Raw genomic sequence first — 25523 nt, 5'->3', positions numbered from 1 at the left:
GCGAGCCGTTCGGCGGTCGACTGCGCCTGCACCGCGTAGGCGGCGGTCACGTCGTCGGTCCCGATCAGGTCACGCACGGGGCGGCAAGGGGTGGCGGTTCGCGCCGCGGTGCTGAGCCGGTCTGCCGCGGCGGTCGTCGCCGCGGTGGTTCGGTCGTCGAGTCGTGAGGTCGGCATCCAAGGTCCTGGCGTAGTAGGTGAACGGGGGAGCCTTCACTGTCGCGGCGGAGCACAGGGCCGCACCAGCATTTCGTTCCACTGAGCGGAACGCCGGGTAAGCTCGGCTGGGTGAGTACGGCGGAGTCGGCGAGGATCGGCGCACGGCCGGTCGACGGGTCGACCGTGCTGGGCAAGGTGATGGCCGTCCTCGAATCGTTCTCGATCGATGACGGCGTCCTGAGTCTGGCCGAGATCGGCCGGCGCACCGGGATGCCGAAGGGGACCCTGCACCGGGTCCTCGCGGATATGGTCACCGTCCGGCTGCTGGATCGGACCGAGATCGGCTATCGCCTCGGCGGCCACCTGTTCGAACTCGGAATGCGCGCCTCCGTGGAACGGAGTCTGCTCGAGGTCGCGATCCCGTTCCTCGAGGAACTGAACGCGCGCATCCACGAGACCGTGCATCTGGGCGTCCTCGACGGTACGGACGTGGTGTATCTGACCAAGATCGGCGGTCGGCGCCAGGCGAGTGCGCCGTCGCGGATCGGGGGGCGAATGCCGGTGCACTGCACGGCGATCGGGAAAACGCTGCTCGCTCATGCGGATCGGTCACTGCGCGACCGCGTGCTGAGCGGCCCGCTGCCCGCCCACACTCCCCGCACGATCGTGCTGCCCGGCACGTTGCGCACGCAACTCGACCGGATCGCCGCCGAGGGCGTGGCCTACGAATTCGAGGAATCGGCACCGGGTTTGGTGTGTGTGGCGGCGCCGGTCCGCGAGGCCGACACCGTGGTCGCGGCGATCAGCATCGCCGGCGCGTCGCACCGATTCCACCCGGAAAGTCACGTGGCATCGGTGCGGGCGGCCGCGGACGGCATCGGCGCGACCCTCACCCGCCGCGCACGAATGCTGGCGTCCCCGGGTAGCTGACCGCTCCCGGCGGCAGCTGTGCCGAAGCGGTGTCGGTCAGTCGCCGCGGTTCTTCTGCAGACGTGCGATCTCGTCACCCCAGACCGATTGCGATCCGGCATCGCCGACGCGGTAGGTCTGCACGATCGAGGCGACGGCGACGACCACGGCGAGGACGGCGACGGTCACCGTGATCAGGGTGCGGAGATCGGTGCCGCGGCGTTCGGCGAGGTGAAGCCCGGTCAATGCCACCGCGACGACCAGCAGGGCGATGGCGAAGTAGAGCATCGTCTCGCCGCGTTCGGCGTGTTCGCGCAGGATCTCGTCGGGATTGCGGCGCAGGTTGTACAGCCATTGGCCGGCGTGAATGGTGATCGGCGTCAGGACCATGACGATCACCGCGAGTGTCAGCGTCAGCCACACCAGATGGCCGCGGCGCGCGGCCGGCCACAGCGCGCACACGATTTCCAGGATCGCGGTCAACGGCACCAGGACCACGATGAAATGAACGAACAGCACGTGCGCGGGCAGGTTGTGGATGACGGTCACCGGGGCTCCTCGGTCACTCGCGGTTATCGTGGCGCCGGCGACCGCCCCGAACCCGCCGATGCCACAGTCGAACCGAGCATAGCCATCGGAGCAGCGGATCCGATGGATTACTCGCCACCCGATCGGTGCGCTGCGGCGGGGAGACCCGATCGGTTGCGCGAACGTCCGCGCCGGTTGTCACCGTCGATGTCCGCCGCCGGGCCGGCGCCGGAGTCGGACCGGGAGGTGCGCATCTCCCACCAGTAGGTCGCCGCGACGGTGGCGTACGCGATGGCCACGGCTGCGGCGATGCCGGCGCCACCGGTCAGCGTGAGCATTATCGGCATGAGAACTCCCTCCTCTCCGTGGGGTCGAAGGCGCGGCGGGCGGGACGCATGACGGTGTCCCACCACGACTGCAGGGGGCTGGGGTCGGGCCAGTGCACGACCGCATCCGGCTCGAGGTCGCGAGTGTGGTCGGTAGGCGAGGCAGTCGTAGTCGTCATCGGCGTGGGGAGAGGACTGATCGATGCGGTCGGTGGTGTCGAAGGTCCGGCGATCATCGGCGCGGCGGCGCCGTGGGGATCGGAAGAGGGGCCGGGTGGGCCCGGAAGCCGCAGCCGACCGGGCCCACCCGTGGATAGAAGGGTTCTGGTTCGAGGTTGCGATGGGTGAGTCGACAGGCATCACCTCGCTTTCGTCGATCCCGTTCGGTCTACCGATCAGACCGCGATCGCCTGCCGGTCGCCGGCGACCCGGTCCACGTTGATCTTGCGTGGTTTGGCCTTGTCCGCCACCGGAATTCGCATTCGGAGCACGCCGTCGCGGTAGTCGGCGCGAATGTGATCGGTGTCGAGGCTGTCACCCAGCATCACCTGGCGCCGGAACACCCCGCGGACGCGTTCGGCCGCGATCGTCGACCTGCCCGCGTCCAGTTCCGGGCGCGACGCCCGCACCGTGACCACATTGCGTTCGATATCCACATCCAGCGAATCGGGGTCGACGCCGGGGAGATCGAACTCCACCACGAACTCGTCGCCCTCGCGCCAGGCGTCCATCGGCATCGCTACCGGTCGAGCCTGCGTGCCGAACACCTGCTGCGTCCGACGGTCCAGATCACGAAACGGATCGGTGCGCATCAGCATGGTCGCCACCTCCAGTTCACTCCTTATATCACTCGAAGGAACCTCAGATAACCTCTGTTACCTGACACAGATTTATTTAGCACTCCGGTCAGGAGAGTGCAAGGAGTGGCGAGAGATAAACTGGGTGCCGCACGGAGAAGGGAGCAGGATGGGTGCGGATCGGCGCGAGGGACATCTGCCGGGTTCAGGCCAGGCGGTGTATCCGATATCGGTGGCTGCCGAGCTGACCGGTATCGAAATCCACACCCTGCGCCTCTACGAGCAGCACGGCCTGATCACGCCTGCTCGTAGCGCGGGCGGAACCCGGCGCTACAGCGGCGACGACCTGGCCCGGCTGCAGCGCGTCACCGCTCTCGCTCGCCAGGGCATCCATCTGTCGGCCATCGCGCGAATTCTCGACCTCGAGGACGACAACAGCGCCCTGCGTGCGCACAACACCGCACTGACCGTCGAACGCGACCATCTGCGCGACACGATCACCCGGCAGCAGCCGCCGCCCTGACCGCCGCGCGAATCGCGCTGCGTCAGAACATGTTCGGATAGGTGGTGGTGTCCTTGCCGGGCGGCGGCAGCGGTGCCGTCCAGGAGACCCGGCCGCCGGGGAACACTCGGCAGCAGCCGCCGACGTCGCGGGCCCGCGCGTGCACCGTCGCCACCGTGGCCGCCGGAAGTATGTCGGCCGTGGTGGCACCGGTGGTGTCCAAGGTGTCGATGGTGACGGTGAGCACGTCGGCCACGGTGACGGTGACGACGACCGCCGCGACGTCCGCGTGCGCGACGACAGCGGCGACGGTATCGGCGACCACGGCTTCGACATGGTCGGCCACCACGTCCGGCACCTGCTCCGCCGATCCGGTCAGAGCGACGATGCTGCGCAACTGGGTGTGACCGATGCAACGCTGGACCGCCCGCTCGACGCGCTGGAGCAGGGCGACGCCACGGGGGAGCGGGGCGAGGCCGCTACCGCGACCACCGTGCGCGCGGTGTGGGGTGCTGGATATCGCGCCGGCGCTCGGGTATTCCGGGTCCGCGCATTCGGACCGGAGCATCGCGTCGACCAATTCGAAGGCCTGCGACAACGCATTCCGCACCGCGACGTGGGCGGTTGGATCGTTGTCGTTGCGGCCAGTGGGGGTGGGAGCCATGGATGGCGTGACCTCTTCGTACCGACACACAGCGAACCGACCCTGCGTATAGAGCCGAGAACGTCGTGTGCAGAATGACCGGTATCGGCCACGGCTAAACCGGAAGTCGCCCCTCGCGCGCTGAGGCGTCCGACACAATGCGCTGTCGCTCACATCCCGCTGACCACACTTCCCGCACCTGGTCATGCGTCCGAGTGGTGTCGCGGCTCAACCGATTTCGTACTCGCCCGGGTCCGGTGCGCTGGTCCCTCTCCAGTAGTCGACGAGGCGGAAGGGGTTGAGCCCGGTGACCTCGCCCGCGTCGTTGCGGGAGTAGTTGTGTGCGATATGCGGTGATGCCCAGACCTTGCGCGGCATCTCCTCTCGGGCCTTGGCGGTGTAGGCGTCGAAGGCGTCGGCGCGGACCTCCGGGATAGGTGTTCTCCCACCAGGTTCCGCCGGGGCCCTCGTTCTTCTCGATCACCACGAACGGGAATCCGGCCTCCCGCAACCGGATCGCGGTGAGCAGGCCGGACATACCGCAGCCGATCACGACCACCGGCAGATCCGCGGCTCCGGGCATGGCGCACGGTGTGCGGTGATCGTGAGCAATGCCGGCACGGACAGATCGGTGAGTGCGGCGGCGATGTCGGCGGGCGGCTCCGCGAAGGGACTGCCGCTGTGTCTGTTGCGCATACACAGCAGTAAACACTTTTGAAAAACTGTCTACTATTGTTTTCGGCAGACCGATGACCGATGGGGCCCGGATGCGTCATACAGGTATGGATCGGAAAGTGGAGGCAGCGCGCGAGGGCGACCAGGCCGCGTTCGCGCATCTGGTCGAGCCGTTGCGGCACGAGCTGCAGGTGCATTGCTATCGCATGCTCGGCTCGGTCGAAGATGCCGAGGACGCCGTGCAGGAGACCCTGTTGCGGGCATGGTCGCGGCTGGACTCCTACGCGGGCCGCGCTCCGCTGCGGGCCTGGGTGTACGGGATCGCGACCCATACCTGCCTGGACGCGCTGAGGAGGCGCAAGGCACGGGCGTGGCCGGTCCATCTGGCCGGCCCGGCGGACCCGCATCGCTACGAGCTGGCCTCGGTGGACGTGCCGTGGCTGCAGCCCTATCCCGATCGGTTGCTGGACGTGGGCACCGCCCCGGGGGAGGAACCGGAGGCGGTCGTCACCGCGCGCGAGACGATCGAGCTGGCGTTCCTGACCGCGATCCAGCGGCTGCCCGCGCGCCAGCGCGCCGTCCTGATCCTGCGGGACACGCTGGACTGGTCGGTTGCCGACACCGCCGCCGCACTGGGAGTCAGCCGCGCGGCGGTCAACAGCGCGCTGCAACGGGCCCATGCCACCCTGTCGGAACATCTTCCCGCACAACGGGATCGGTGGCGGCCCGACTCGACCGCATCCGAGCGCCGGGCGCTGGCGAAGCTGATCACCGCGTGGGAGAGCGCCGATCCGGCCGCGCTCGTCGCCCTGCTGCGCGAGGACGCCGCGCTGATCATGCCGCCGGGCACGGTCTGGTTCGCCGGTCGCCGCGACATCGGCGCATTTCTCACCGACCACGTGTTCGGCGAGATGGGCAGCGGCTGGCGGCTCCTGCCGACGGGCGCCAACCGGCAACCGGCGTTCGGACTGTACTGGCGCGAACCGGGGGCGGACGCTTTCGATGCCTTCGCCATCGGGGTGCTGACCGTCGACGGCGATTCGCTGGCCGAGATCGCGCTGTTCCACCAGCCGGAGTTGTTCGCCGCGTTCGCGTTGCCGTCCGCCCTGCCGTCCCAGAACTGATGGACTCTCGGCGCGTGCGGCGCTGGAGCGTGGTTCTGCAGCCGGGGGAGGCACTCGATTACGTCGCCGCCGACTGGGCCGACGCCCTTGTCGTTGTGGCCGGCGGCGAACTGGAGCTGGAATGCCGCAGCGGCCGGCGGGCCCGATTCGCCGCCGGAGCGGTCCTCGCGCCCGCCGCCGTGCCGGTGCGACGGCTGCTCAATCCCGGCCTCGAACCGCTCGTGCTGTCCGCGGTGACGCGCCGACATCACCGATGACGGAACGGGCCGGCACGCGTCACACAGGTGGACACATCGCAGACACCGAACAGGAGCAAACCATGTCCGTCCCAACCACTCTGGCCGGCAAGGCGGTACTCGTCACCGGCGCCGGGCGCGGTCTCGGGCGCGCACTCCTCGACGAGGCACTGCACCGCGGTGCGGACCGGGTGTACGCTGCCGCCCGCCGGCCGGTCGAGCATCCGGACCCGCGGATCACTCCGGTGCGGCTCGACATCACCGATCCCGAGCAGATCCGCGCCGCCGCCGACCTGGTCGGCTCGCTCGACGTCCTGGTGAACAACGCGGGCGTCTCCACGCCGGACGACCTGACCGACGCGGCCGCCATCGAGGCTCATCTGGCGGTCAATCTGTTCGGCACGTATCGGGTAACCGACGCCTTCCTCCCGCGATTGCGCGAATCCCGCGGGGCCGTCGTGAACGTGCTCTCGCTGGCCGCGCTGGCGACCGTGCCGGTCACCCCGGCGTACGCCATCTCCAAGGCCGCCGCCTTCTCGATGACGCAGTCGCTGCGGTTCCTTTCGGCCGCGCACGGTGTCGGCGTGCACGCCGTGCTGCCCGGCCCGGTGGATACCGACATGATCCGCGGATGGGACATTCCCAAAGCCGAGCCCGCGGCGGTGGCCCGCGCCATCCTGTCGGGTCTCGCGGACGGCCGGGAAGAGATCTTCCCCGACCCGATGTCCGCGGCGATCGCGCCCGGGTGGGACGACGGAGTCGTCAAGAGCCTGGAGCGAGCGAACGCCGCTTCCGTGCAGGCAGTGGCGGTGGCGTCATGAACGCGTCCCGCCGCACGATGGTCGTCGGTGGCAGCCGCGGCCTGGGCCGGGGCATCGCCGTCGCGTTCGCGCGTGCCGGTGCGGCCGTCGTGGCCGTGGCGCGCACGGAGTCCGCACTACGGGAACTGGCCGCCGAGACTCCTGGCATCGATATCGAGGTCGCCGACGCGGCCGATCCGACCGTGCCGGGAACACTGCTCGACCGCCACCGTCCGGACACCGTGGTCATCGTGGCGGGTGCCGCCCCGCTCCCGCGGCCGCTGCACCACCACACCTGGGAGACGTTCTCGGCGAACTGGAATACCGACGTGCGCATAGCCTTTCACTGGTTGCGCGAAGCCCTGCTGACTCCGCTGCCGCCCGGCGGTCGCGTGATCGTCGTCAGCAGCGGCGCCGCCGTCAACGGGTCGCCGCTCAGCGGCGGGTACGCCGGCGCCAAGGCGACGCAGCGGTTCATCACCGGCTACGCCCAGGACGAGGCCCGGCGCGCCGGCTCGGACCTCATCTTCACGGCGGTCCTACCGCAGATCACTCCGGCCACGAGCCTCGGCCTGCCCGCGGTGCGCGCCTACGCGGCCCGCGCCGGCCAGAGTGTGCAGGAGTACGTCGATCGACTGGGTGAGCCGCTCACTCCCGAGATCGCCGGGGCGGCTCTGCTCGACCTCGCCTCCGCCGATGAGCCCGCGGCGTCCTATCGGCTCACCGCCGAGGGACTGACGGCACTGCCGTGACCGCACCGCAGACGTTCCACACCCCGACCGAACGAAAGGAGAGAACCGGCATGCGCAAGCTCATCGCAGCGATGAAGATCTCGGTGGACGGGAAATACGAAGGCGCGCAGGGATATGCGGACTGGGTGCACGGCTGGTCCGATGATTACGGCCTGACGCCCCGGATCGACGCCTGTGTGCTCGGCGGCCGGATGTACGACGGATACGAGCCGTATTGGACGGCGATCGGCGACGACCCGGGCAAGCTCCTGCCCGAAACCGGCTCGGCGCCGACTCCGGGCGAGCTCGAATGGGCCGAATTCGCCCGTCGCACACCTCATTACGTCGTCTCGACATCCCGGAATGCGGCCGCGTGGCCGAATACGCGATTTCTGCGCGGCCTCGACGAGGTCGCGGCACTGAAAACGCAACCGGGACAGGACATCTACCTCATGGGTGGCGCCGCCCTCACCGCCGCCGCGCTCGACGCGGGCCTGGTGGACGAGCTGCGACTGATCGTCTACCCGCTCATCGCGGGAAACGGCCCGGCCCTGTTCGCGGGCGCGAGTGTCCGTCATCGGCTCGAACTACGAAAAGTCGAGCAACTGCCCGACGGCCGGTCGAGTTACGTCTACGACGTCGGCTGACCGGCATCGAACGCCGGCCCACTGGCGGGTCTCCGCCCGGCGGCGGGCCGGCGTTCGATGTGGGTGGTGTCGGCACCCCGCGGTCAGGACGCCGCTCGCACCGGCGCCTGCTTCAGTTCGCGCAGCGCCGTGCGCAGCCCCCGGCGCTTTCCGGTCTCGGGGTCGACACCGAAATGCGCACGCATCCCTTCGCGGATCGCGAACCGCAACTCCGACGCGGTCTCCGGAGCATCGTCGGAGGTCGCGGTGAGCAGCGCGTTGGGCAGCGCCAGTTTCGCGATCGTCCGGAACGACTGCAGGTATTGGCGGCCGAGCGAACCGGTGGTGTACGGCAGGTCGTATTTGTCGCACAGTTCCCGGACCCGGACGCCGATCTCCTCGTACCGGTTGCTCGGCAGGTCGGGGAAGAGATGGTGCTCGATCTGGTGGCTGAGGTTACCGCTCATGAAGCGCATGAGCGGCCCGGCGCGAAAGTTGGCCGACCCCAGCATCTGTCGCAGATACCAGCGCGGCTGATCCTCCTCCGCGAGTTCCTCGGTGGTGAATTTCTCCGCGCCGTCGGGGAAGTGGCCGCAGAAGATGACCATGTAGGCCCAGTAGTTGCGGATGAGATTCGCGGTGGCGTCGGCGGTCAGCGTCGTCTTCCAGTTGCGCCCCGACAACGCCGGATAGATCAGATAGTCCTTGGCCGCCTGTTTGCCGACCTTCGTGCCGATGATGCGCAGATCCCGGAACGCCTGCCGCCAGGTCTTGTCCTTGCGACGGATCTTCTCCACCTCGAGGTGGTGCAGCGCGACGCCCCATTCGAACAAGGTCCCCAATGTCAGGTTGTACACCGGATTTCCGATGTTCCACCACTCCCAGCGCTGGTCCCGGGTCACCCGCAGGATTCCGTAGCCCACATCGTCGTCTTTGCCGACGACATTCGTGTACTTGTGATGGACGAAATTGTGCGAATGCTTCCACTGCACGCTGGGGCAGGTGGTGTCCCATTCCCAGGACGAGGAGTGGATCTCCGGATCGTTCATCCAATCCCATTGCCCGTGCATCACATTGTGGCCGAGCTCCATATTCTCGATGATCTTGGCCAGCGCGAGCATCGCGGTGCCCGCCAGCCACGCGACCTTGCGGTTGCTGAACATCAGCGTCACCCGCCCGCCGGCCGCCAGGGCACGCTGGAGGGCGATGGTGCGATGGATGTAGCGGGCGTCCCGTTCGCCGCGGGACTCCTCGATATCGCGGCGGATGGTGTCGAGTTCGGCGCCGAGCGCCTCGATGTCCTCGGGGGTGAGATGGGAGTAGGCGTCGATATCGGTGATGGCCATAAGGGCTCCTACAGATCGAGGGTGCATTCTCCGGACACGCTGCTGATGCATGTCTGGATTCGTTCTCCTTCGCGTCGCTCCGCACCGGTGCGCAGATCGCGCACATATCCCCCCGCCAGCGGTACGACACACGTTTGGCAGATGCCCATGCGGCATCCGAAGGGCATCCCGATGCCCAGCTCTTCTCCTGCTTCGAGAAGTGTGGTGGCGCCGTCGATCTCCGCCTTCTTCCCGGATGCGGCGAAGTAGACCGTGCCGCCCTCACCGCCGTGGTCGGTGCGGGCGATGGTGAACCGCTCGGTGTGCAGGCGGTGGCGCAGTCCGCCGGCCTCGTAGTGCGATTCCATCTCGTCCAGCAGGGCCGGTGGGCCACACGCCCAGCAGTGTCGTTCGCGCCAATCGGGCACCCATTCGTCGAGGCGTGCCGCGTCGAAATTGCCCATCTCCCGGGTGAGTTGGAGGGTCAGGTCGTAGCCGGGGGAGCTGGCGGCGCGGCTCTGCATCTCGTCCAGGAAGATGACGTCGTCGCGGGTGGGCGCCGAATGGATGTGGCAGATGTCGGGCGACCGCTCGTGCGCCTCGAGCGCGCGCAGTATCGCGATCACCGGTGTGATCCCGCTGCCCGCGGTGACGAACAGCAGTTTGTCCGGCACCGGCTCCGGGAGATGAAAATCGCCCTTCGGCGCCGCCAGCCGGATGACGGTGCCCGGTGCGACACCGTCGACCAGATGCGTCGACAGGAACCCGTCGGGATTCGCCTTCACCGTGATCGAGATGGTCTTGTCGTCGGCCCCACCGATCGAGGTCAGCGAATACGAACGCCAATGCCAGCGGCCGCCGATCTGCAGCCCGATGCCGACGTACTGTCCCGGTGTGTACGTGGTCGGAAACCCCCAGCCGGGACGGATGGTGACGGTGGCCGAATCGGCGGTCTCCTTGACGACGTCGACGACCTTGCCGCGCAGTTCGCGGGCGGTCCAGAGCGGATTGACCAGGCGGAGGTAGTCGTCGGGAAGCAGTGGCGTGGTGGCCCGCGCCACCAGCCCGCGCACGATGTTGACTCGCGGCTTCTTCGCGCTGACATCGGCGGCAGGCCGTTTACTCCACTTCAGTAGATCCATGGAAGCCCTCACTTCCGTGTACACCCGTACACTCGAAATGCCTGTGCCTACGTGCGGTGGTATACCACCGTCGCGCGCGGATACACAGGATTCTCGAGGTTCTCCCGAATCGGCCGCCGCTGCCCGGGCGTGCCGCGCGGCGGTCAGGTTCGCTCGCCTGTTGAGTGGACGCCTGTGCGCCGAACGGTCTCGCCGCGCCACGCGCCGAGGCCGGCCAACCGGCCCGGGGTTCGCGCCGGTCGTAGGCTTGCCGCATGGCACACGATCGCGACAGGTCGCACGACATCAAGCCTCGCTCCCGCGATGTCACCGACGGGCTGGAGAAGACCGCCGCTCGCGGCATGCTCCGTGCCGTCGGTATGGGCGACGACGACTGGGCCAAACCGCAGATCGGCGTCGCCTCCAGCTGGAACGAGATCACGCCGTGCAATCTGTCGCTCGATCGCCTGGCGAAGGCGGTCAAGGAGGGTGTGCACGCCGGGGGTGGCTACCCACTGGAATTCGGCACGATCTCGGTCTCCGACGGCATCTCGATGGGCCACGAGGGCATGCACTTCTCCCTGGTCAGTCGCGAGATCATCGCCGATTCCGTCGAGACCGTCATGATGGCCGAACGTCTCGACGGATCGGTCCTGCTCGCCGGCTGCGACAAGAGCCTGCCGGGCATGCTGATGGCCGCCGCGCGCCTGGATCTGGCGAGTGTGTTCCTCTACGCCGGTTCGACGCTGCCGGGCAATGTCGACGGCCGGGACGTCACGATCATCGATGCCTTCGAGGCGGTCGGCGCCTGTATGAAGGGATTGATCAGCCGCGAGGACGTCGACCGGATCGAGCGGGCGATCTGTCCGGGTGAGGGCGCCTGCGGCGGAATGTACACCGCCAACACCATGGCCTCGGCCGCCGAAGCGCTGGGCATGAGCCTGCCCGGCTCGGCCGCCCCGCCCGCGCCCGACCGGCGCCGCGACGAGTACGCCCGCAAGTCCGGTGAGGCCGTGGTCGGATTGCTCCGCAACGGCATCACCGCGCGCGACATCCTGACCCGCGAGGCGTTCGAGAACGCCATCACCGTCGTCATGGCGCTCGGTGGTTCCACCAACGCCGTCCTGCATCTGCTGGCCATCGCCCGTGAGGCCGGAGTCGAGCTGACCCTCGCCGACTTCAACCGGGTCGGTGACAAGGTGCCGCATCTGGGCGATCTCAAGCCGTTCGGTCGCTACGTCATGAACGACGTCGACCGGGTCGGCGGCATCCCGGTCGTGATGAAGGCCCTGCTCGACGCGGGGCTGCTGCACGGCGATGCGCTGACCGTGACCGGCGCGACCATGGCCGAGAATCTGGCGCATATCGAACTGGGGCTCGACGGTGACGTGATCCGCCCGCTCGACCGGCCCATCCACAAGACGGGCGGGCTGACCATTCTGCACGGCACCCTCGCGCCCGAGGGCGCGGTGGTCAAGAGCGCCGGATTCGATTCCGATGTCTTCCGCGGCACCGCCCGGGTCTTCGATGGCGAGCGCGCCGCGATGGACGCACTCGAGGACGGCACGATCGGCGCGGGCGACGTGGTCGTCATTCGTTACGAAGGTCCCAAGGGCGGGCCCGGTATGCGCGAGATGCTCGCCATCACCGGCGCGATCAAGGGCGCCGGCCTGGGCAAGGACGTGCTGCTGCTCACCGACGGCCGGTTCTCCGGCGGCACCACCGGTTTGTGCGTCGGTCACATCGCACCCGAGGCCGTGGACGGCGGGCCGATCGCCTTCGTCGCCGACGGCGACCCGATCGTCCTCGACGTCGCCAACCGCATTCTCGATGTCGAGATCGACGAGGCCGAACTCGCCGCGCGCAGGGCCGGCTGGGAACCGCTTGCGCCGAAGTACACCTCGGGAGTGCTGGCCAAGTACCGCAAGCTGGTCAGCTCCGCCGCCCACGGCGCCGTGACCGGCTGAGCCGCGAGCCGTCACGTAGCGTGGCGCCATGGCAACGTTGGTCAGTTTCCACGCCCATCCCGACGACGAGGCGATCACCTGCGGCGGCGTGATGCGCAAGGCGTACGAGCAGGGTCACCGAGTGGTTCTCGTGGTCGCGACACGCGGCGAGCACGGGGAGGTGCCGGAGGGTTTCCTCGACGACGGCGAACAGTTGTGGCAGCGGCGGGTGCGCGAAACCCACGCCGCCGCAGAAATTCTCGGCGTCGCCCGGGTGGAGTTCCTGGGCTACGTCGACTCGGGGATGATGGGGACGGCCACCAACGACGCGGCCGGTTCGTTCTGGACCGCTCCCGTCGAGGACGCCGCGCGGCGGCTGGCCGCGATCCTCGCCGAGGAGGACGCCGAGGTGCTCACCGTCTACGACGACAACGGCGGATACGGTCATCCCGACCATATCCAGGTTCACCGCGTCGGCATGCGCGCCGCCGAATTGGCCGGTACCCCACGGGTTTTCCAGAGCACCATGAATCGCGACGAGGTCGTGCGCGGGATGACGGAGATGGCCGAGCAGGCGGGGGCGCTGGGGATCGAGCCGCCCGATATCCGCGAGGTCGCCGAATTCGGGAAGCCGGAATCGTTGCTGACCACGGCGGTCGACGTATCCGCCTACCTCGACCACAAGCGCGAGGCCATGCGGGCGCACCGCAGCCAGATCGATGAGCAGTCCTTCTTCCTCGCGATGCCGGACCCGGCGTTCGCGCGAGCGTTCGGCACCGAATGGTTCATTCGCAGCGGCGCGCGGCCGGGAGTCCTCGAGACGGATCTGTTCGCCGCGGGCTGACCGGTCGCGCCCTCCGGCCGGAATGGCGTCGTCCGCGCGGTCCGGATCGGGACTACGGGGCCGACGGTGGGGTTTCGTCGATTACGTCCGGTCCGCGGGGATGGCGATGACGTCGAAGCCCTTGTACTCGGCCGCGGCCACCTCGGCGATGATCTCGCCATAGACGCCGAAGCCGCCGACGAAGGGCATGAATACCCGTGGTTTGCCCGGCACATTCGCGCCGAGATACCACGAATTAGCCCGTGGCATAAGGGTTTTCGCGGCTCTTTCGGCGCATTCGGTGACCCAGGCCGAGACCGCGTCGGGCCGCGCCTCCAGGGCGGCGGCGCCGCGGCGGTCCAGGAAGTCGATCGCATCGCCCACCCAGTCCACGTGCAGTTCCGAATGCAGCACCATATTGGCCAGCACCGAGGGACTACCGGGCCCGGTGAGGTTGAACAGATTCGGGAAGCCGCTGATGCCCAGGCCGAGATAGGTTTTCGGGCCCTCGCGCCACGCCTCGTTCAGGGTTTCGCCGCCGCGGCCGACGATATTCATCTTCGCCACCGATCCGGTCATCGCGTCGAATCCGGTGGCCAGGACCAGGGTGTCGAGCGCGTAGTGCGCGTCGGTGGTGTGCACGCCCGCGGCGTCGATCCGCCGGATCGGTGTCGTGCGCAGATCCACCAGTTCGACGTTGTCGCGGTTGAAGGTCTGATAGTAGTTGGTGTCGGTGCAGATCCGTTTGGCGCCGATCGGATGGTCGCGCGGGATCAGCAGGTCGGCGACGCGCGGATCGTCGATCACCGCGCGCACCTTCTCCTCCCAGAACAGGCGCGCCGGCTCGTTCGCCTCGGCGGTCACCATCTGATCCGGGAATGTCTTGCTGAACAGCACACCGCCCAGCTGCCAACGCTTTTCGTAGGCGTCGCGGCGCTCCTCCTCGGAAACCTCGAGGGTGTTCTTGGGATGCGGCTGGTGTGGTGAACCGCCGCCGCTGGTCATCGACAGCCGCCGCCGTTCCGGATAGCCGGCTTTCTGTTCGCGGCGCGTCTTCTCGTCCAACGGCGTATTGCCCGCGGGCACACTGTAATTGGGCGTCCGCTGAAAGACGTACAGCCGTTGCGCCTGCTCGGCGAGATGCGGAATCGCTTGGATGCCCGAGGATCCGGTACCGATGACGCCGACGCGCTGCCCGGTGAGGTCGACGCCATCGGCGGGCCAGCTGGAGGTGTGCAGCAGCCGGCCGGCGAAGGTCGGCAGGCCGTCGATGTCGGGGGTGTTGGCGTTCGACAGCGGACCGGTGGCCAGCACGACGAACCGCGCCGTCACCTCGGCGCCGCTGTCGACGCGGACCCGCCAGTGCAGCGTGTTCTCGTCGAGCACGATATCGGTTACCCGCGTGCCGAATTCGATATCGCGGCGCAGATCGTAGCGGTCGGCGACGTGTTCGAGATAGGACAGGATCTCGGGCTGGGTGGCGTATTTCTCGCTCCAGTTCCATTCCTGCTGCAGGGCTTCGTCGAACGAGTAGGAGTAGTCGACGCTCTCGACGTCGCAGCGCGCGCCCGGGTAGCGGTTCCAATACCACACGCCGCCCACGTCGTCGCCCGCCTCGAACGCCCGCACGCGCAGGCCTTGCCCGCGCAGCCGGTGAATCGCGTAGAGCCCTGCGATGCCTGCGCCGACGATCACCACATCGACGCCGGTACGGATATTCCCAGTGGACGATGTCGTCTCGGGGGTCACAGTCGGATACCTTTCGCCGGAGACCTGTTTCTCCGCCTTCGACGCTAGGAACGCGCGCGGTTCTCGAGCAGATGTCGTCCCGCTGACCGGCGCTCACGGCGGTACGGTTCCCGATGACCGGGACCCGCGCTGCGCCGGGCATCCGCGTCGGGCCCTCCGGCCGCCGCGGCCGGAGGGCCGGGTTGCGGGCCGGAGCCGAATACCGTTGACAGGGTGAGTTCGCGGTGGTTGAGTAGGTTTTACAGCGTGTAGCCGGTGGGTAGCTTTGCAGACCGTCGAAGTGCCCGGTACAGGCCCGTCGCTTCATTCGCCGAATCAGGTATCGACCATGATCATTCTCGGAATCATTCTCCTCGTCGTCGGTTTTCTGCTGAAGATCCACATCATCTGGATCATCGGAATCGTGGTCCTCGTCATCGGTCTGGTGCTGCTGGCCATGGGGTCGATGGGTCGTGCCGTCGGCGGGCGGCGCCATTACTACTGACGCCGTTACTTCCGACGCTGGTACCGGTGCCGGCCGCACGCCGGAACCCCGAGCGAGTTCGAGGAGTCGAGATGAGTACCACCACGATCGTCGTGATCGTTGTTGTTGTGGTTGTGGCGATCCTGGTCATCGCCGCACTGGCCCGGGTGGCCGTGGCGCGACGTAAGGAACATCGCCGCACGGAAGCCGCGGAGATTCGGGCGAAGGCGACCGAGCGGTCCCACGAGGTCGGCCGCCGACAAGCGCTCGCCGACGAAACCGCGGCCAAAGCCCGGGCAGCGTCCGCCGAGGCCGATATCAAGGCGGCACAGGCGGCCGGTCTGAAGGAACAAGCGGCCGCCCACCACAACGAGGCCGCGACGTCGCGCGACGAACTCACCCAGGAGTTCCACCGTGCCGACAAGGTCGATCCGGACGCGCGAGTCCGCGAGCCGGGGAAGGACGCCGAGCCCGGCCGGACTTCCGGATCCGATGTTCCGAGAAACGACGTTCGGCGAAACGACGCCCCCGAGGGGCGCTGACCCCCGCGGTCGTTACTGCCGGTATCGGCCTGTCATCGCCCCCACAGCGCGCGGTGAGCGCGCGGCCAGAACTCGAATCCGGCGGTGGCCAGACCTCCGAGGCCGATCACCAGCACCGCCGCATCGACGCTGGTCCGCCCCTCCCGTGCCCAATAGACGTCCTCGAGATCCAGCAGCAGCGCCAGTTCGTCGACGATCAGGGCCGAACCGGCGCCATAGGAGGTGGCCACCACCGGATGCCGGCGAGCGCGCTCGGTGCCGCGCAACGCCACCAATCCCACCGCCGCCAGCGTCGCGATCCCGATGTTGTAGTGGTGGAAATGCTTGCCGCCCAGACTCATTCCGCCGCCACTGGGCCCGTGCCCGGCGCGGATCCAGTGTGTGAGGGCACGCGTGGTCCCGAAGGTCGCCGTGAACGCCGCCCATGCCCACACCGCCGACCGCTCCCCGGGCCCCAGTGTTTCCAGCCAGGCTCGCCGCACCTCGCGGCCTCGATGCTGCGCGGTGGCCAGGGCGCTCCTGCCGTCGTCGTCGGTCACCCTCTCATCGTCGTCCGGCGGCACCGTCCCCACTCCGTAATCGGCAAATTTCCGGACAACCACATGGATGCTCGCATCGCCTTCTCCGCGCCGGTAGAAACCCGGCACCGGCGGACTTACGATCGAAGCAGTGCCCGAGCGGGCCGAGCAGGTGGCGAATGGGAGCACCGCATGAACGACCATCCGGAACACACGCCCCGGGTCACCGCCTTCCCGCGCATCGACGACTACGCGTTCATCTCCGATTCCGAGGTCACAGCCCTCATAGCGCCCAGTGGCGCCATCGAATGGATGTGTCTGCCCCGTATGGATTCTCCGAGTGTCTTCGGCGCGATCCTCGATCGTTCCGCCGGGTCGTTCCGCTTCGCTCCCGACGACATCGCGACCCCAGCCGATCGCCGGTACATCCCCGGGACCATGGTCATGGAGACGAGCTGGCGCAGTGGCGAAGGATGGGCAACCGTGCGCGATGTTCTGCTGGTCGGCCCGTGGCGGCACCAGCAACCCGGCCGCAGTGCGCACCGGCGCGCTCCCACCGATTACGACGCCGAACACATCCTGCTGCGCATCGTGCACTGCGAGACGGGACAGATCCAGTTCGTGCTCGACTGCCAGCCTGCCTACGAATACGGGCGCGCCCGGGCCACATGGGAATACCTCGACAGTTACCACCTGGCCCAGGCCGACGCCGACGGTGTGGATCTGCCCTTGCGGCTCACCACGGATCTGCGCCTCGGGATCGAGGGGTCGCGCGCGGTGGCCCGCACTCTGCTCAAGAGCGGCGACACCCGCTACTGTGCGCTGTCGTGGGGGAGCCGGGCGGCTCCCGAAACCGTCGACGAGGCTCGCGAACGGCTGATCGGAACCGTGCATCACTGGCGGCACTGGCTGGCCGGCGGCCGGTTCCCGGATCACCCTTGGAGCGCCCAGCTCACGCGCAGCGCCCTGACTCTCAAGGGCCTGACCTTCGCCCCGACCGGCGCCATCGTCGCCGCACCGACCGCATCGCTGCCGGAAACACCTGGCGGAGAACGCAATTGGGACTACCGCTACACCTGGATCCGGGACTCGGCCTTCGCGCTGTGGGGTCTGTACACCCTGGGCTTCAACTGGGAGGCCAACGACTACTTCTCCCACATCATCAATCTGGCCGAAAACGCCGAGGACATGCAGATCGTCTACGGCATCGGCGGTGAAACCGATCTGCGGGAACGCACCCTGGACAACCTGCGGGGGTACGAGAACGCCGCCCCCGTGCGGGTCGGCAACGACGCGTATCGGCAACGCCAGCACGATGTCTGGGGCGCGGCGCTGGATTCGGTCTACCTCTACGCGCGCCATCAGGATCAGATCGACGCGCGCACCTGGCCGCTGCTGCGCTGGGCGGTCAAGAGCGCGCTCGCGGTGTGGCGCGAACCCGACCACGGTATCTGGGAGGTGCGCGGGAAGCTACAGCACTTCACCTCCAGCAAGGTCATGTGCTGGGTCGCCGCGGACCGCGGCGCGCGCCTGGCCCGTATCCATCAGGATTTCGAACGTGCCGCCCGCTGGCAGCGTTCGGCCGACGAGATTCGCGCCGACGTCTGCGCCAACGCCGTCGACTCGCGGGGTGTGTTCACCCAGTACTACGGCAGCACGGCACTGGACGCCTCGACCCTGCTCATCCCGCTGGTCCGGTTCCTGCCTCCCGACGACGAACGCGTCCGCAAGACGGTGCTCGCCATCGCCGACGAACTCACCAGCGACGGGCTCGTCCTGCGCTACCGCACCGACGAAACCGACGACGGATTCACCGGCGCCGAAGGCACGTTCACTATCTGCTCGTTCTGGCTGGTGTCGGCGCTGTCGGAAATCGGTGAGAAGCACCGTGCCAAACAGTTGTGTGAGAAGCTGCTCGGCTATGCCAGCCCGCTGGGCCTCTACGCCGAGGAGATCGACCCCGTGACCGGACGGCACTGGGGCAATTATCCCCAGGCGTTCACGCACCTGGCGTTGATCAATGCCGTCATGCACGTCGTCCGGGACGAGCAGATCGAGTTGCGCACCGCACTCGGGGGAGAGTCCATCGCTCCCCGCCTCGACGACGGCATGCTCACCGGCGGATACATTCACATCTGAGCACCCCGATCCCGGGCCGTGGCCGGATGCCGACCTGTCGTAGCCGCTCGTCCGGGCGAACGGTCGTGTCGGCCGGTCGTTCTAGGCTGGTGTGGTGCGGCTGGACCACGCCACTCTCGACGCTCGCCTCGCGGCCATCGCGCGGCAGCCGTTCCGGGCGAAGTTCCACCTGCGTGAACCCGAGATGGAGTTCGTCGCGCTGCGCGGCATGGCGGTGTTGCGCGAGCACGCGGCCGATCTCATCGGCGAGCGGCTCGCGCCGGCTTGTCCCGCGAAGGACGGGAAGCAGACTCCCTGGGGCGGTCATCCGGTCTTTCGCGCTCAGCACGCCACCGGCACCTGCTGTCGCAGCTGTCTGCAGCGAACTCACGGCATCGGCAAGGGCCGCGAACTGACCACGCCCGAACGTGAATACGTCGTGGACATCATCTGCCGCTGGGTCGAAAACGAGTGCGCTCAGCGGACGGTGCGGGGACCGGGCGACGAGGACGCGGGCCGCCGCGGCGAGGGGTAGCGCTGCGAACGCGGCCGTCCCCCGCGCGACCCGCCTGCCTCTACCTGTTCACCCGCATCGATGCCGATATCTGGGGGCGCGGGCTGGTCCTGGTCGGCCTGGGCGCAATACTCGCGCTGGTCAACAGCGTGCGCACTCGTCGCGCCCACCCGGAATTGCGCATCGCGCACGCGGCGAAGGCGATCGTGAATCCGCGCCCGGCCGACGCGGCGCGGCCTTCGTGGCACCCGATCGGCAACCGTTGACTTCACGCTGAGCGAATACCTGGTGTTCGCGGCGGGCGGGAGCCACGATCCATGCGTACATGTGAATGTCCGCAGCTACCCGACGAAGGGCGCGATCATGACCGTGACCGACGAGCTTCTGGCCAACAACGCCGAATACGCAGCACAGTTCAGCGGGCCGCTTCCGCTGCCGCCGAGCAAGCACGTCGCCGTGGTGGCGTGCATGGACGCACGGCTGGACGTCTACCGCATCCTCGGCCTCGAGGAGGGCGAGGCGCACGTCATCCGCAATGCGGGTGGGGTGGTGACCGACGACGAGATCCGTTCGCTGGCAATCAGTCAGCGGTTGCTGGGCACCACGGAGATCATCTTGATCCATCACACCGACTGCGGCATGCTGACCTTCACCGACGACGAGTTCAAACGCGGAATCCAGGACGAGGTGGGCATCAAACCCGAATGGGCGGCCGAGGCTTTCGACGATCTGGATGTGGACGTGCGCCAGTCGATTCGGCGTATCGAGGCCAGCCCGTTCGTGACGAAGACGACCTCGCTGCGCGGCTTCGTCTTCGACGTCGGCACCGGCAAACTCCAGGAGGTCATCGCCTGATCCCGAGGCGGTGCGGATAGCCGCCGTCGCGCGGACCGCGGCCGGTGACGATGTGACCGCCGCGGCGCACGCGGCCGGATTCGCCGATAGTGCGCACCTGTCCCGAACCTGCCGTGCCACCTTCGGGCTGCCGCCGTCCGCGCTGAGCCGCAACGTCCGCGTGGACATCGATTCCGCGACCTAGCCGAATCGTTCAATCGCCCCGGCGGCAGTTGCGCGAGGCTGGAACAGTGACCGATACAACCACGGCGAAGAAGACGAAACACTCTGTCCCGCAACGTATTCTGCGCTACAGCTATGTGCCGTTCATGCTGCTCGGCATCGACGGCGCCGCGATCGCCCTGTCGGCCGTCGGTACTGCGGAGGTGTGGCTGCTACCGCTGCTGATGATCGCCGTGGCGTCATCGTTCCTCACCGAGCGGGTCATTCCGTACGAGCGGTCGTGGAATACCGACCACGACGACACTCACCGCGACCACATCCATGCCGTGGTGAACGAAACCATGATTCTGGCCGGTGTGGCGGTGATTCCGCTGGTGGCGGCCGTGGCTCCGGCCCCGGATCTCTGGCCGCGGCACTGGCCGTTCCTCGCCCAGGCTCTGGTGGCGATCGTGGTCGCCGATTTCGGGATCACGACCGTACATCTGGCCAGTCACAAGATCGGCGTGCTGTGGCGATTCCATGCCGTGCACCACAGCGTCACCCGGTTCTACGGACTCAACGGTTTGATGAAACACCCTGTGCACCAGGCGATCGAAACGGCCGCGGGGGTGGCGCCCCTGATTCTGGCCGGCCTGCCGGTTCATGTCGCTGGGGCGCTGGCCGTGGCGGTCGCCGTGCAGCTGCTGCTCCAGCATTCCAATGCCGACTACCGCGTCGGCCCGGTGAAACATGTGCTCGCCCTCAATGCGGGGCACCGTTTCCACCACCTCAAATGGGCCGGTGCCCGCGATGTGAACTTCGGGCTCTTCACGCTGATCTGGGACCACCTCTACCGGACCTACTCTTTCGATCCCGCGCGCCGATTCACCTCCGCCGAGCTCGGTATGGCGGCGAAACCGCACTATCCCACCGCCTATTCGGCGCAGCTGCGCCATCCCTTCACCGCCGACGGAGGGTGCTGAGCACTATTCGGCGGCGTGCCGTGTGCTCCCGGCCTCGGCCCGCTGCCGCACACCCGACACGGCCGGATTCGCCACGCCGACCTCGAGACGAACCCGATCCTGATAGAAGCCGATGTGGTCGCGGATCAACGCCACCTCCGGGTAGGGATCGGTGTACTCCCACGCGATCGGCTCCGCGCTGTCGTGCGGGCGCCAATACCGGGCCCGGCCCTTGAAGGGGCAGCGCGAGGTGAGCTGTTCGTCCAGGGTGAGTAGGTCGAAGCGCACATCGGCGACCGGAATGTAGAACACGATCCCGTGATCCTGTTCGGCCACGAGCAGACTCGCGGTGGTCTCGGCCAGGAGCCGGTCGTCGTGCGAGACGCGGACCAGATTGCGAATGCGCCGCACGTCGATGCGATAGTCGGGCCACTCGGCGAAGCCGGACGCTTGCATGTGTTCCTCCGAACGTGTTGCCCCGGAATACGGATGGTCAGAGTACGGTGCCGGCTCGGGTGCGGACGGCGGTATCGGCCGGCCGGAACGCGCGCACCATCGCGTGCACGCTGTAGGTGGCCGTCAATCGTCCGTCGGCGGCGTGTACCCGTCCTTCGCTCTGGGCGTGGCCGCGTCCGGCGTAGACGACGCGGGTGCCGTACAGCAGCCACTGCGTCACATCCGGTTCGTCGTGAAAGGTGATGGTAGCCATGGTGATTCCGGTCGAGATCGAGGAATGTGCCATCGATTCACCGTAGTCCGGATGCGGCCGCAGCGCCGCGGCCACCGTCCAGTGCGCGCACGACTGCGCCAGCAGCGCCGCGTGCAGGTAGTAGGCATCCGGCGCGTCGCGGTACCGCGTCCACACGAACAGTTCCGGCGGACCCACATGTCCGGGATCGGGACTGTACGCGCCGCCGACCACACGCATGTCCCGGCCGTCGACCTCCGTTCCCGGAATATTCAGCGGCTCCGACTCGTCCGGTGGATCGACGACCGGCATCGGCGCGGCCGAACGGATCAGGTCGGGTGCGCCGGCGTCGAGGAGCACGGTGCCCGCACACCGCAGTGTGTCGTCCTGGCGCACCCGGACCTGCGCCGTGCTGTAGGTGCGGCCCGAGTGCAGGACCTCGACCTCGACGTCCAGCGGCGCGTCGTGGGCGGCGACCCGCGAGAAGATCATCGACGCCGACACCACACGCTGTCGTGGCACCTCCTTGGCGGCCGCCACGATCGCGTCGCCGAGCATCTGGCCGGCCTCGACGACGTTGCGGACGGTCGGACCGTGCGCGGGCGCTACGTAATGTCCTGCGCCACAAGGGCATACGTCCATGAGACGCGACAGCTCGGCCTGGCTCCACGATGGCCCGTCCGGGCCCGCTCCGGCGTGCGGATCGTCGACCATCGGACCCCTCGTGCGTATATGACGTTCTCAGTATCGGAGAGTCATATTACCAAAATCGCGCGTCGCGTCACGAGCTCCGCTGCAACTCGGCCAGCGCATCGGCGAGGTGGGTGGTGATGTCCCAGACGTCGGGAACGGCTTCCGGGCAGGCGACGATGCCGAAGTCGAGGTGACCGTCGTAGGACATCACCGTGATGTTCAGGCTGCCGGACAACTCGGTGAGCACCGAGACCGGATAGCTGGCCAGTACGCGGATTCCGTCGAGATACAGCGGGATCTGTGGTCCGGGCACGTTCGAGACGATCAGGTTGACCAGGGGGAGGTTGGGGGCCGCGGCGCGCAGCAGCGCACGCGTCGGCCGCCCGTGCAGGGCCGGCGTGAGCAATGTGGTCAGTTCGTGCAGCAGGGTCGGGGGCTGCTTGCCGAACCGGTCCTTGGCCACGAGCAGATTGTTGTGCAGCAGTTTCAGCCGGGCGTGTGCATCGTTCTCCCCGATCGGCAGTGGGGACAGCATGAGCGAGAACTGATTTCCCGCGCTGCCGAACTGTTCGGGTGTGCGCACCGAGACCGGAATCGCGGCCAGTAGGGGCCGGTCGATGGGAAGTTCGCGGTCGAGCATCCAGTTGCGCAACGCCGAGGTGCACAGAGCCATCACGACATCGTTGACGGTGCCGTCGATCGATTTCTTGATCGCCTTGACCGCCGCGAGAGGCAGTGAGGTGTAGGCGACGCTGCGGGTCGTGGTGAGCGGCCGGTTGAACGGAACATCGTCGTGCTTGGCGCGGAATGCGTCCCGGGTGCGCAGCAGTGTCGGAACCGCGTCGAGGGCCGCGCGCGTGCGGGCCGACTGGCGGGTCACCGCCTTGGGAGCGCTGCAGGCCAGCATCTCGATGATCGACGGCGTGCGGTCGCGGCGCATGCCGGCCTCGGGTAGCGGTGTGGCCGTGGGGGTTTCGGAGATGTCGAGGATCGCGCCCATGATCTCCGCCGCGGACACGCCGTCGATCACCGCGTGGTGCACCTTCGTGTAGACCGCCTGACGGCCGCCCGACAGTCCGGAGACGAGATGGCATTCCCACAGCGGACGGGATCGGTCGAGCGGCTGGGCGTGGCGGCGGGCGACGTAGTCGGCGAGGTCGGCGTCGGTCGCACCGTCGGGCAATCGCACGTGCCGCACGTGGAAACCGAGATCGACGGCGGCGCAATCTTCCCAGTACGGCTCGTCGAGGCCCAGCGGCACGGTGCGTACCCGGCGGCGCAGCGGCGCCACGAGGTGCAGCCGGGCGGCGAACAGCCGCCGCAGTGTGCCGGCATCCAGCGGGCCGCGCGTCCCGCGGCCCGAATCGAGCAGCATGACGGCGCCGATATGCATAGGCGCCGCTGCGGTTTCGCTGTCCAGCAGATGCAGATCCAGGGCGCTCAACTGCCGCGGCGGTCCGATTTCCGCCGCGGCCGGGATCGTCGTCGACGCCGGCGCGGCCACGCGCTGCGCACCGCTGGTCAACGACTCGCCGGGGGTGCGCAGGTGGACGGTGGTTTCCCGTGCGTGGGTCTCCCGTGCGTGCGAGACAGTGCTGGACGAGCCGGTCATCGTTACCTCCCGGGAGACGGTCCGGGGAAGTTCAGCGGCAGCACAGGTGCACCGAATCGAGCCCGGACAGCTGGGTGGCGCCTCGGTGAGGCGCGCAGACGGAGTTCGCGCGGCACTGGTCGAACGACGAGTCGTCTCGATATCCGAAACGTGGCTGCGAGTCTAGGGCCGATCGTGGCCGGCTGGGCTTCGCGGAGAATTCGTGCCCGTAAATTGTGTGCAAACACCCGATGCGCGCCGGTCCGCGCCATCCGGCTCCTGCGGCGCTGCCCGGCAGCGCCGGCGAACGTCTCGGCCCGGTTCCGCGTTCGGCAGAACATGTGCCCCGCGACTTGTACGATGTGGTAATGCGTTCGCGGAGCGTGCATTTCGTGGGAAGCTTCCCCGCCACGACTACGGATGAGGCGATGCGGGCGATGGCCGACAGTGCCGGTCCGCTGTTACACACCCTGCCCACCGGCGAGACCCGCCGCTACGAATACTACGTCCGGCCGATCCTGGAAGACCTGGTCGCTCAGGGCGCGCTCGAGGTCACCCGGGCGGGGGAGTGGCGGACTCGGCGCGACCGACCTCGGCACCGCCTGCCGCAGAGCCGCACGCCGACCGGGGACGGGATGGACCTCGGATATGCCGGGGAAGCCGCCGAGGCGCTGCCGATCTTCTCCGCCGTGCGTGCCGAACTCGGCCGGCCCGAACTCGCGTTGCAGATCGGCATGCCGACCGACCTCACTCTGGCGTTCGTCGCCTTGGGGCCCAAGGGTATTCGATCCGGGCGCGCGCCGTTCACCGAAGCCACGGCACGCGAGATCGCCACCATCGCGCGGAGAGGCGGCGACGAAGTCGTGATCCAGCTGGAGGCCACCGCGGAGCTGGTGGCGATGGCGCTGACCCAGCCCGCGCATCGCATGGTGGAACGCGTGCTGGGCTCGGGCCGCGGCATCGCCGCACTCGCCGCCGCGGCCCCGCAGGGCACCCGCATCGGCGTGCACCTGTGCCTGGGCAGCCTGCACAACAAGGGTGCGCCGCTGCGCACCGCACGGCCCTTCGTCGAGCTGGCCAATTCCGTTGCGCGGCACTGGCCTGCCGGACGCACCCTGGAATACGTTCATGTCCCGTTCGCCGCGGGCGACCGACCGCCGGCGGCCGGGGCCCGGTTCTACGCGCCCCTCGCCGATCTGTCCCTGCCCGCGGGCACCCGCTTCTACGCGGGCGTCGTCCACGACGTACCCACCGCGGACGAGCAGCGAAAGACGCTGCACACCATCGAGAATGCGCTCGGCCGCCGCGTCGACGGCGTCGCCTGCGCATGCGGTCTGGGCCGTCGCCCCCGCGCCGTCGCGGACGCGCTCATGGCGCGCGCCGTGACGTTGGCGGGTTCGTGACCGGGCGGACCGGGGT

The 25523-nt window shown here is 68.2% G+C and carries 29 protein-coding genes and 2 pseudogenes; 18 read left to right on the top strand and 13 right to left on the bottom strand.

Annotation, left to right across the window (positions count from 1 at the left end):
- Positions 1 to 356: 356 nt before the first annotated feature.
- Entirely contained in the window at positions 357 to 1088 is a 732-nt protein-coding gene (locus NE2_RS17795; protein ID WP_063027608.1) for an IclR family transcriptional regulator, read from the top strand.
- Between the two features lie 36 nt (positions 1089 to 1124).
- Here NE2_RS17795 and NE2_RS17790 read toward each other — a convergent pair whose 3' ends face one another.
- From NE2_RS17790 to NE2_RS17780, 3 genes are all read right to left on the bottom strand, one after another.
- Positions 1125 to 1616, bottom strand: coding sequence for a DUF2231 domain-containing protein (locus NE2_RS17790; RefSeq protein ID WP_063027590.1), 492 nt, complete (start codon positions 1614 to 1616; stop codon positions 1125 to 1127).
- A gap of 107 nt (positions 1617 to 1723) precedes the next feature.
- Entirely contained in the window at positions 1724 to 1942 is a 219-nt protein-coding gene (locus NE2_RS17785; RefSeq protein ID WP_146165323.1) for a hypothetical protein, read from the bottom strand.
- Positions 1943 to 2316: 374 nt separating this feature from the next.
- Entirely contained in the window at positions 2317 to 2754 is a 438-nt protein-coding gene (locus NE2_RS17780; protein ID WP_174553954.1) for an Hsp20/alpha crystallin family protein, read from the bottom strand.
- A gap of 133 nt (positions 2755 to 2887) precedes the next feature.
- Between NE2_RS17780 and NE2_RS17775 the strand changes: the two genes are divergently transcribed.
- Positions 2888 to 3241: a MerR family transcriptional regulator gene (locus tag NE2_RS17775; RefSeq protein WP_063027586.1), complete on the top strand. Its 354-nt coding sequence runs from the start codon at positions 2888 to 2890 to the stop codon at positions 3239 to 3241.
- A 22-nt stretch (positions 3242 to 3263) separates the two neighbouring features.
- Here the strand turns inward: NE2_RS17775 and NE2_RS17770 are convergent, their stop codons facing one another.
- The 3 genes and pseudogenes from NE2_RS17770 to NE2_RS37135 all read right to left on the bottom strand — a co-directional run.
- Complete coding sequence (locus tag NE2_RS17770; RefSeq protein ID WP_063027584.1) at positions 3264 to 3884, bottom strand: hypothetical protein; 621 nt, start codon at positions 3882 to 3884, stop codon at positions 3264 to 3266.
- Between the two features lie 207 nt (positions 3885 to 4091).
- Positions 4092 to 4241: a hypothetical protein gene (locus NE2_RS37140; protein ID WP_233429817.1), complete on the bottom strand. Its 150-nt coding sequence runs from the start codon at positions 4239 to 4241 to the stop codon at positions 4092 to 4094.
- Positions 4242 to 4290: 49 nt separating this feature from the next.
- Positions 4291 to 4467: pseudogene (locus tag NE2_RS37135) on the bottom strand (FAD-dependent oxidoreductase); the annotation flags it as partial.
- A gap of 190 nt (positions 4468 to 4657) precedes the next feature.
- Between NE2_RS37135 and NE2_RS17765 the strand changes: the two are divergent.
- The 5 genes from NE2_RS17765 (at position 4658) to NE2_RS17745 (ending at position 8076) form a co-directional block, all read left to right on the top strand.
- Positions 4658 to 5662, top strand: coding sequence for an RNA polymerase subunit sigma-70 (locus NE2_RS17765; RefSeq protein ID WP_233429816.1), 1005 nt, complete (start codon positions 4658 to 4660; stop codon positions 5660 to 5662).
- Complete coding sequence (locus NE2_RS17760) at positions 5662 to 5919, top strand: hypothetical protein (protein ID WP_063027580.1); 258 nt, start codon at positions 5662 to 5664, stop codon at positions 5917 to 5919. The genes NE2_RS17765 and NE2_RS17760 overlap by 1 nt, the downstream gene beginning before the upstream one ends.
- Before the next feature lie 62 nt (positions 5920 to 5981).
- Positions 5982 to 6719, top strand: a complete 738-nt coding sequence (locus tag NE2_RS17755; RefSeq protein ID WP_063027578.1) for an SDR family NAD(P)-dependent oxidoreductase — start codon at positions 5982 to 5984, stop codon at positions 6717 to 6719.
- Complete coding sequence (locus NE2_RS17750) at positions 6716 to 7450, top strand: SDR family NAD(P)-dependent oxidoreductase (RefSeq protein ID WP_063027576.1); 735 nt, start codon at positions 6716 to 6718, stop codon at positions 7448 to 7450. The genes NE2_RS17755 and NE2_RS17750 overlap by 4 nt, the downstream gene beginning before the upstream one ends.
- A 50-nt stretch (positions 7451 to 7500) precedes the next feature.
- Positions 7501 to 8076, top strand: coding sequence for a dihydrofolate reductase family protein (locus NE2_RS17745; RefSeq protein WP_063027604.1), 576 nt, complete (start codon positions 7501 to 7503; stop codon positions 8074 to 8076).
- An 83-nt stretch (positions 8077 to 8159) separates the two neighbouring features.
- Here the strand turns inward: NE2_RS17745 and NE2_RS17740 are convergent, their stop codons facing one another.
- Positions 8160 to 9401 (bottom strand): fatty acid desaturase family protein, encoded by a 1242-nt coding sequence (locus tag NE2_RS17740; protein ID WP_063027574.1) that lies wholly within the window; start codon positions 9399 to 9401, stop codon positions 8160 to 8162.
- Positions 9402 to 9409: 8 nt separating this feature from the next.
- Positions 9410 to 10522 (bottom strand): ferredoxin reductase, encoded by a 1113-nt coding sequence (locus NE2_RS17735; protein WP_063027571.1) that lies wholly within the window; start codon positions 10520 to 10522, stop codon positions 9410 to 9412.
- 254 nt (positions 10523 to 10776) lie between these two features.
- Here NE2_RS17735 and ilvD point away from each other — a divergent pair, with 254 nt between their 5' ends.
- Together ilvD and NE2_RS17725 are read left to right on the top strand one after the other, a co-directional pair.
- Positions 10777 to 12468, top strand: a complete 1692-nt coding sequence (gene ilvD, locus NE2_RS17730) for a dihydroxy-acid dehydratase (protein ID WP_063027569.1) — start codon at positions 10777 to 10779, stop codon at positions 12466 to 12468.
- 28 nt (positions 12469 to 12496) lie between these two features.
- Positions 12497 to 13291, top strand: coding sequence for a PIG-L family deacetylase (locus NE2_RS17725; protein WP_063027567.1), 795 nt, complete (start codon positions 12497 to 12499; stop codon positions 13289 to 13291).
- 81 nt (positions 13292 to 13372) lie between these two features.
- Here NE2_RS17725 and NE2_RS17720 read toward each other — a convergent pair whose 3' ends face one another.
- On the bottom strand, positions 13373 to 15019 hold the full coding sequence (locus tag NE2_RS17720) for a flavin-containing monooxygenase (RefSeq protein ID WP_063027565.1): 1647 nt from the start codon (positions 15017 to 15019) through the stop codon (positions 13373 to 13375).
- 328 nt (positions 15020 to 15347) lie between these two features.
- On the opposite strand from NE2_RS17720, the gene NE2_RS36300 reads away from it, so the two are divergent.
- Together NE2_RS36300 and NE2_RS17715 are read left to right on the top strand one after the other, a co-directional pair.
- Positions 15348 to 15503, top strand: a complete 156-nt coding sequence (locus tag NE2_RS36300) for a DUF6131 family protein (RefSeq protein WP_086006941.1) — start codon at positions 15348 to 15350, stop codon at positions 15501 to 15503.
- 71 nt (positions 15504 to 15574) lie between these two features.
- Entirely contained in the window at positions 15575 to 16024 is a 450-nt protein-coding gene (locus NE2_RS17715; RefSeq protein WP_063027563.1) for a hypothetical protein, read from the top strand.
- Positions 16025 to 16056: 32 nt separating this feature from the next.
- On the opposite strand, the gene NE2_RS17710 is transcribed toward NE2_RS17715, so the two are convergent.
- Positions 16057 to 16563, bottom strand: coding sequence for a hypothetical protein (locus NE2_RS17710; RefSeq protein ID WP_233429815.1), 507 nt, complete (start codon positions 16561 to 16563; stop codon positions 16057 to 16059).
- 171 nt (positions 16564 to 16734) lie between these two features.
- Between NE2_RS17710 and NE2_RS17705 the strand changes: the two genes are divergently transcribed.
- From NE2_RS17705 to NE2_RS17685, 6 genes and pseudogenes are all read left to right on the top strand, one after another.
- Positions 16735 to 18681 carry a glycoside hydrolase family 15 protein gene (locus NE2_RS17705; RefSeq protein ID WP_063909417.1) on the top strand — a complete coding sequence of 649 codons (1947 nt, stop codon included), beginning with the start codon at positions 16735 to 16737 and terminating at the stop codon, positions 18679 to 18681.
- Positions 18682 to 18775: 94 nt separating this feature from the next.
- A complete protein-coding gene (locus tag NE2_RS17700) occupies positions 18776 to 19195 on the top strand; it encodes a DUF4186 domain-containing protein (protein ID WP_233429814.1) in 420 nt (139 codons plus the stop codon).
- Positions 19132 to 19440 carry a hypothetical protein gene (locus tag NE2_RS17695; RefSeq protein ID WP_063027560.1) on the top strand — a complete coding sequence of 103 codons (309 nt, stop codon included), beginning with the start codon at positions 19132 to 19134 and terminating at the stop codon, positions 19438 to 19440. Before NE2_RS17700 ends, NE2_RS17695 begins: the two co-directional genes overlap by 64 nt.
- A gap of 97 nt (positions 19441 to 19537) precedes the next feature.
- Positions 19538 to 20029 carry a beta-class carbonic anhydrase gene (locus NE2_RS17690; RefSeq protein ID WP_063027598.1) on the top strand — a complete coding sequence of 164 codons (492 nt, stop codon included), beginning with the start codon at positions 19538 to 19540 and terminating at the stop codon, positions 20027 to 20029.
- 19 nt (positions 20030 to 20048) lie between these two features.
- Positions 20049 to 20213, top strand: a pseudogene (locus NE2_RS35025) (helix-turn-helix domain-containing protein); the annotation flags it as partial.
- 124 nt (positions 20214 to 20337) lie between these two features.
- Positions 20338 to 21153 (top strand): sterol desaturase family protein, encoded by an 816-nt coding sequence (locus NE2_RS17685; RefSeq protein ID WP_063027596.1) that lies wholly within the window; start codon positions 20338 to 20340, stop codon positions 21151 to 21153.
- 3 nt (positions 21154 to 21156) lie between these two features.
- On the opposite strand, the gene NE2_RS17680 is transcribed toward NE2_RS17685, so the two are convergent.
- The 3 genes from NE2_RS17680 to NE2_RS17670 all read right to left on the bottom strand — a co-directional run bounded on the left by NE2_RS17680 (position 21157) and on the right by NE2_RS17670 (position 24125).
- A complete protein-coding gene (locus NE2_RS17680) occupies positions 21157 to 21588 on the bottom strand; it encodes a DUF427 domain-containing protein (protein WP_063027558.1) in 432 nt (143 codons plus the stop codon).
- Positions 21589 to 21625: 37 nt separating this feature from the next.
- Positions 21626 to 22534, bottom strand: a complete 909-nt coding sequence (locus tag NE2_RS17675) for an acyl-CoA thioesterase (protein ID WP_063027556.1) — start codon at positions 22532 to 22534, stop codon at positions 21626 to 21628.
- Positions 22535 to 22601: 67 nt separating this feature from the next.
- On the bottom strand, positions 22602 to 24125 hold the full coding sequence (locus tag NE2_RS17670) for a WS/DGAT/MGAT family O-acyltransferase (protein WP_084494120.1): 1524 nt from the start codon (positions 24123 to 24125) through the stop codon (positions 22602 to 22604).
- Positions 24126 to 24472: 347 nt separating this feature from the next.
- Between NE2_RS17670 and NE2_RS17665 the strand changes: the two genes are divergently transcribed.
- Positions 24473 to 25507 carry a hypothetical protein gene (locus NE2_RS17665; RefSeq protein WP_063027592.1) on the top strand — a complete coding sequence of 345 codons (1035 nt, stop codon included), beginning with the start codon at positions 24473 to 24475 and terminating at the stop codon, positions 25505 to 25507.
- Positions 25508 to 25523 lie beyond the last annotated feature (16 nt).

It is taken from the genome of Nocardia elegans NBRC 108235, assembly GCF_001612845.1.
Lineage (GTDB): Bacteria > Actinomycetota > Actinomycetes > Mycobacteriales > Mycobacteriaceae > Nocardia > Nocardia nova.
The sequence above is the reverse complement of the archived record's forward strand: the minus strand, read 5'-3'. Positions and strand labels throughout refer to the sequence as shown.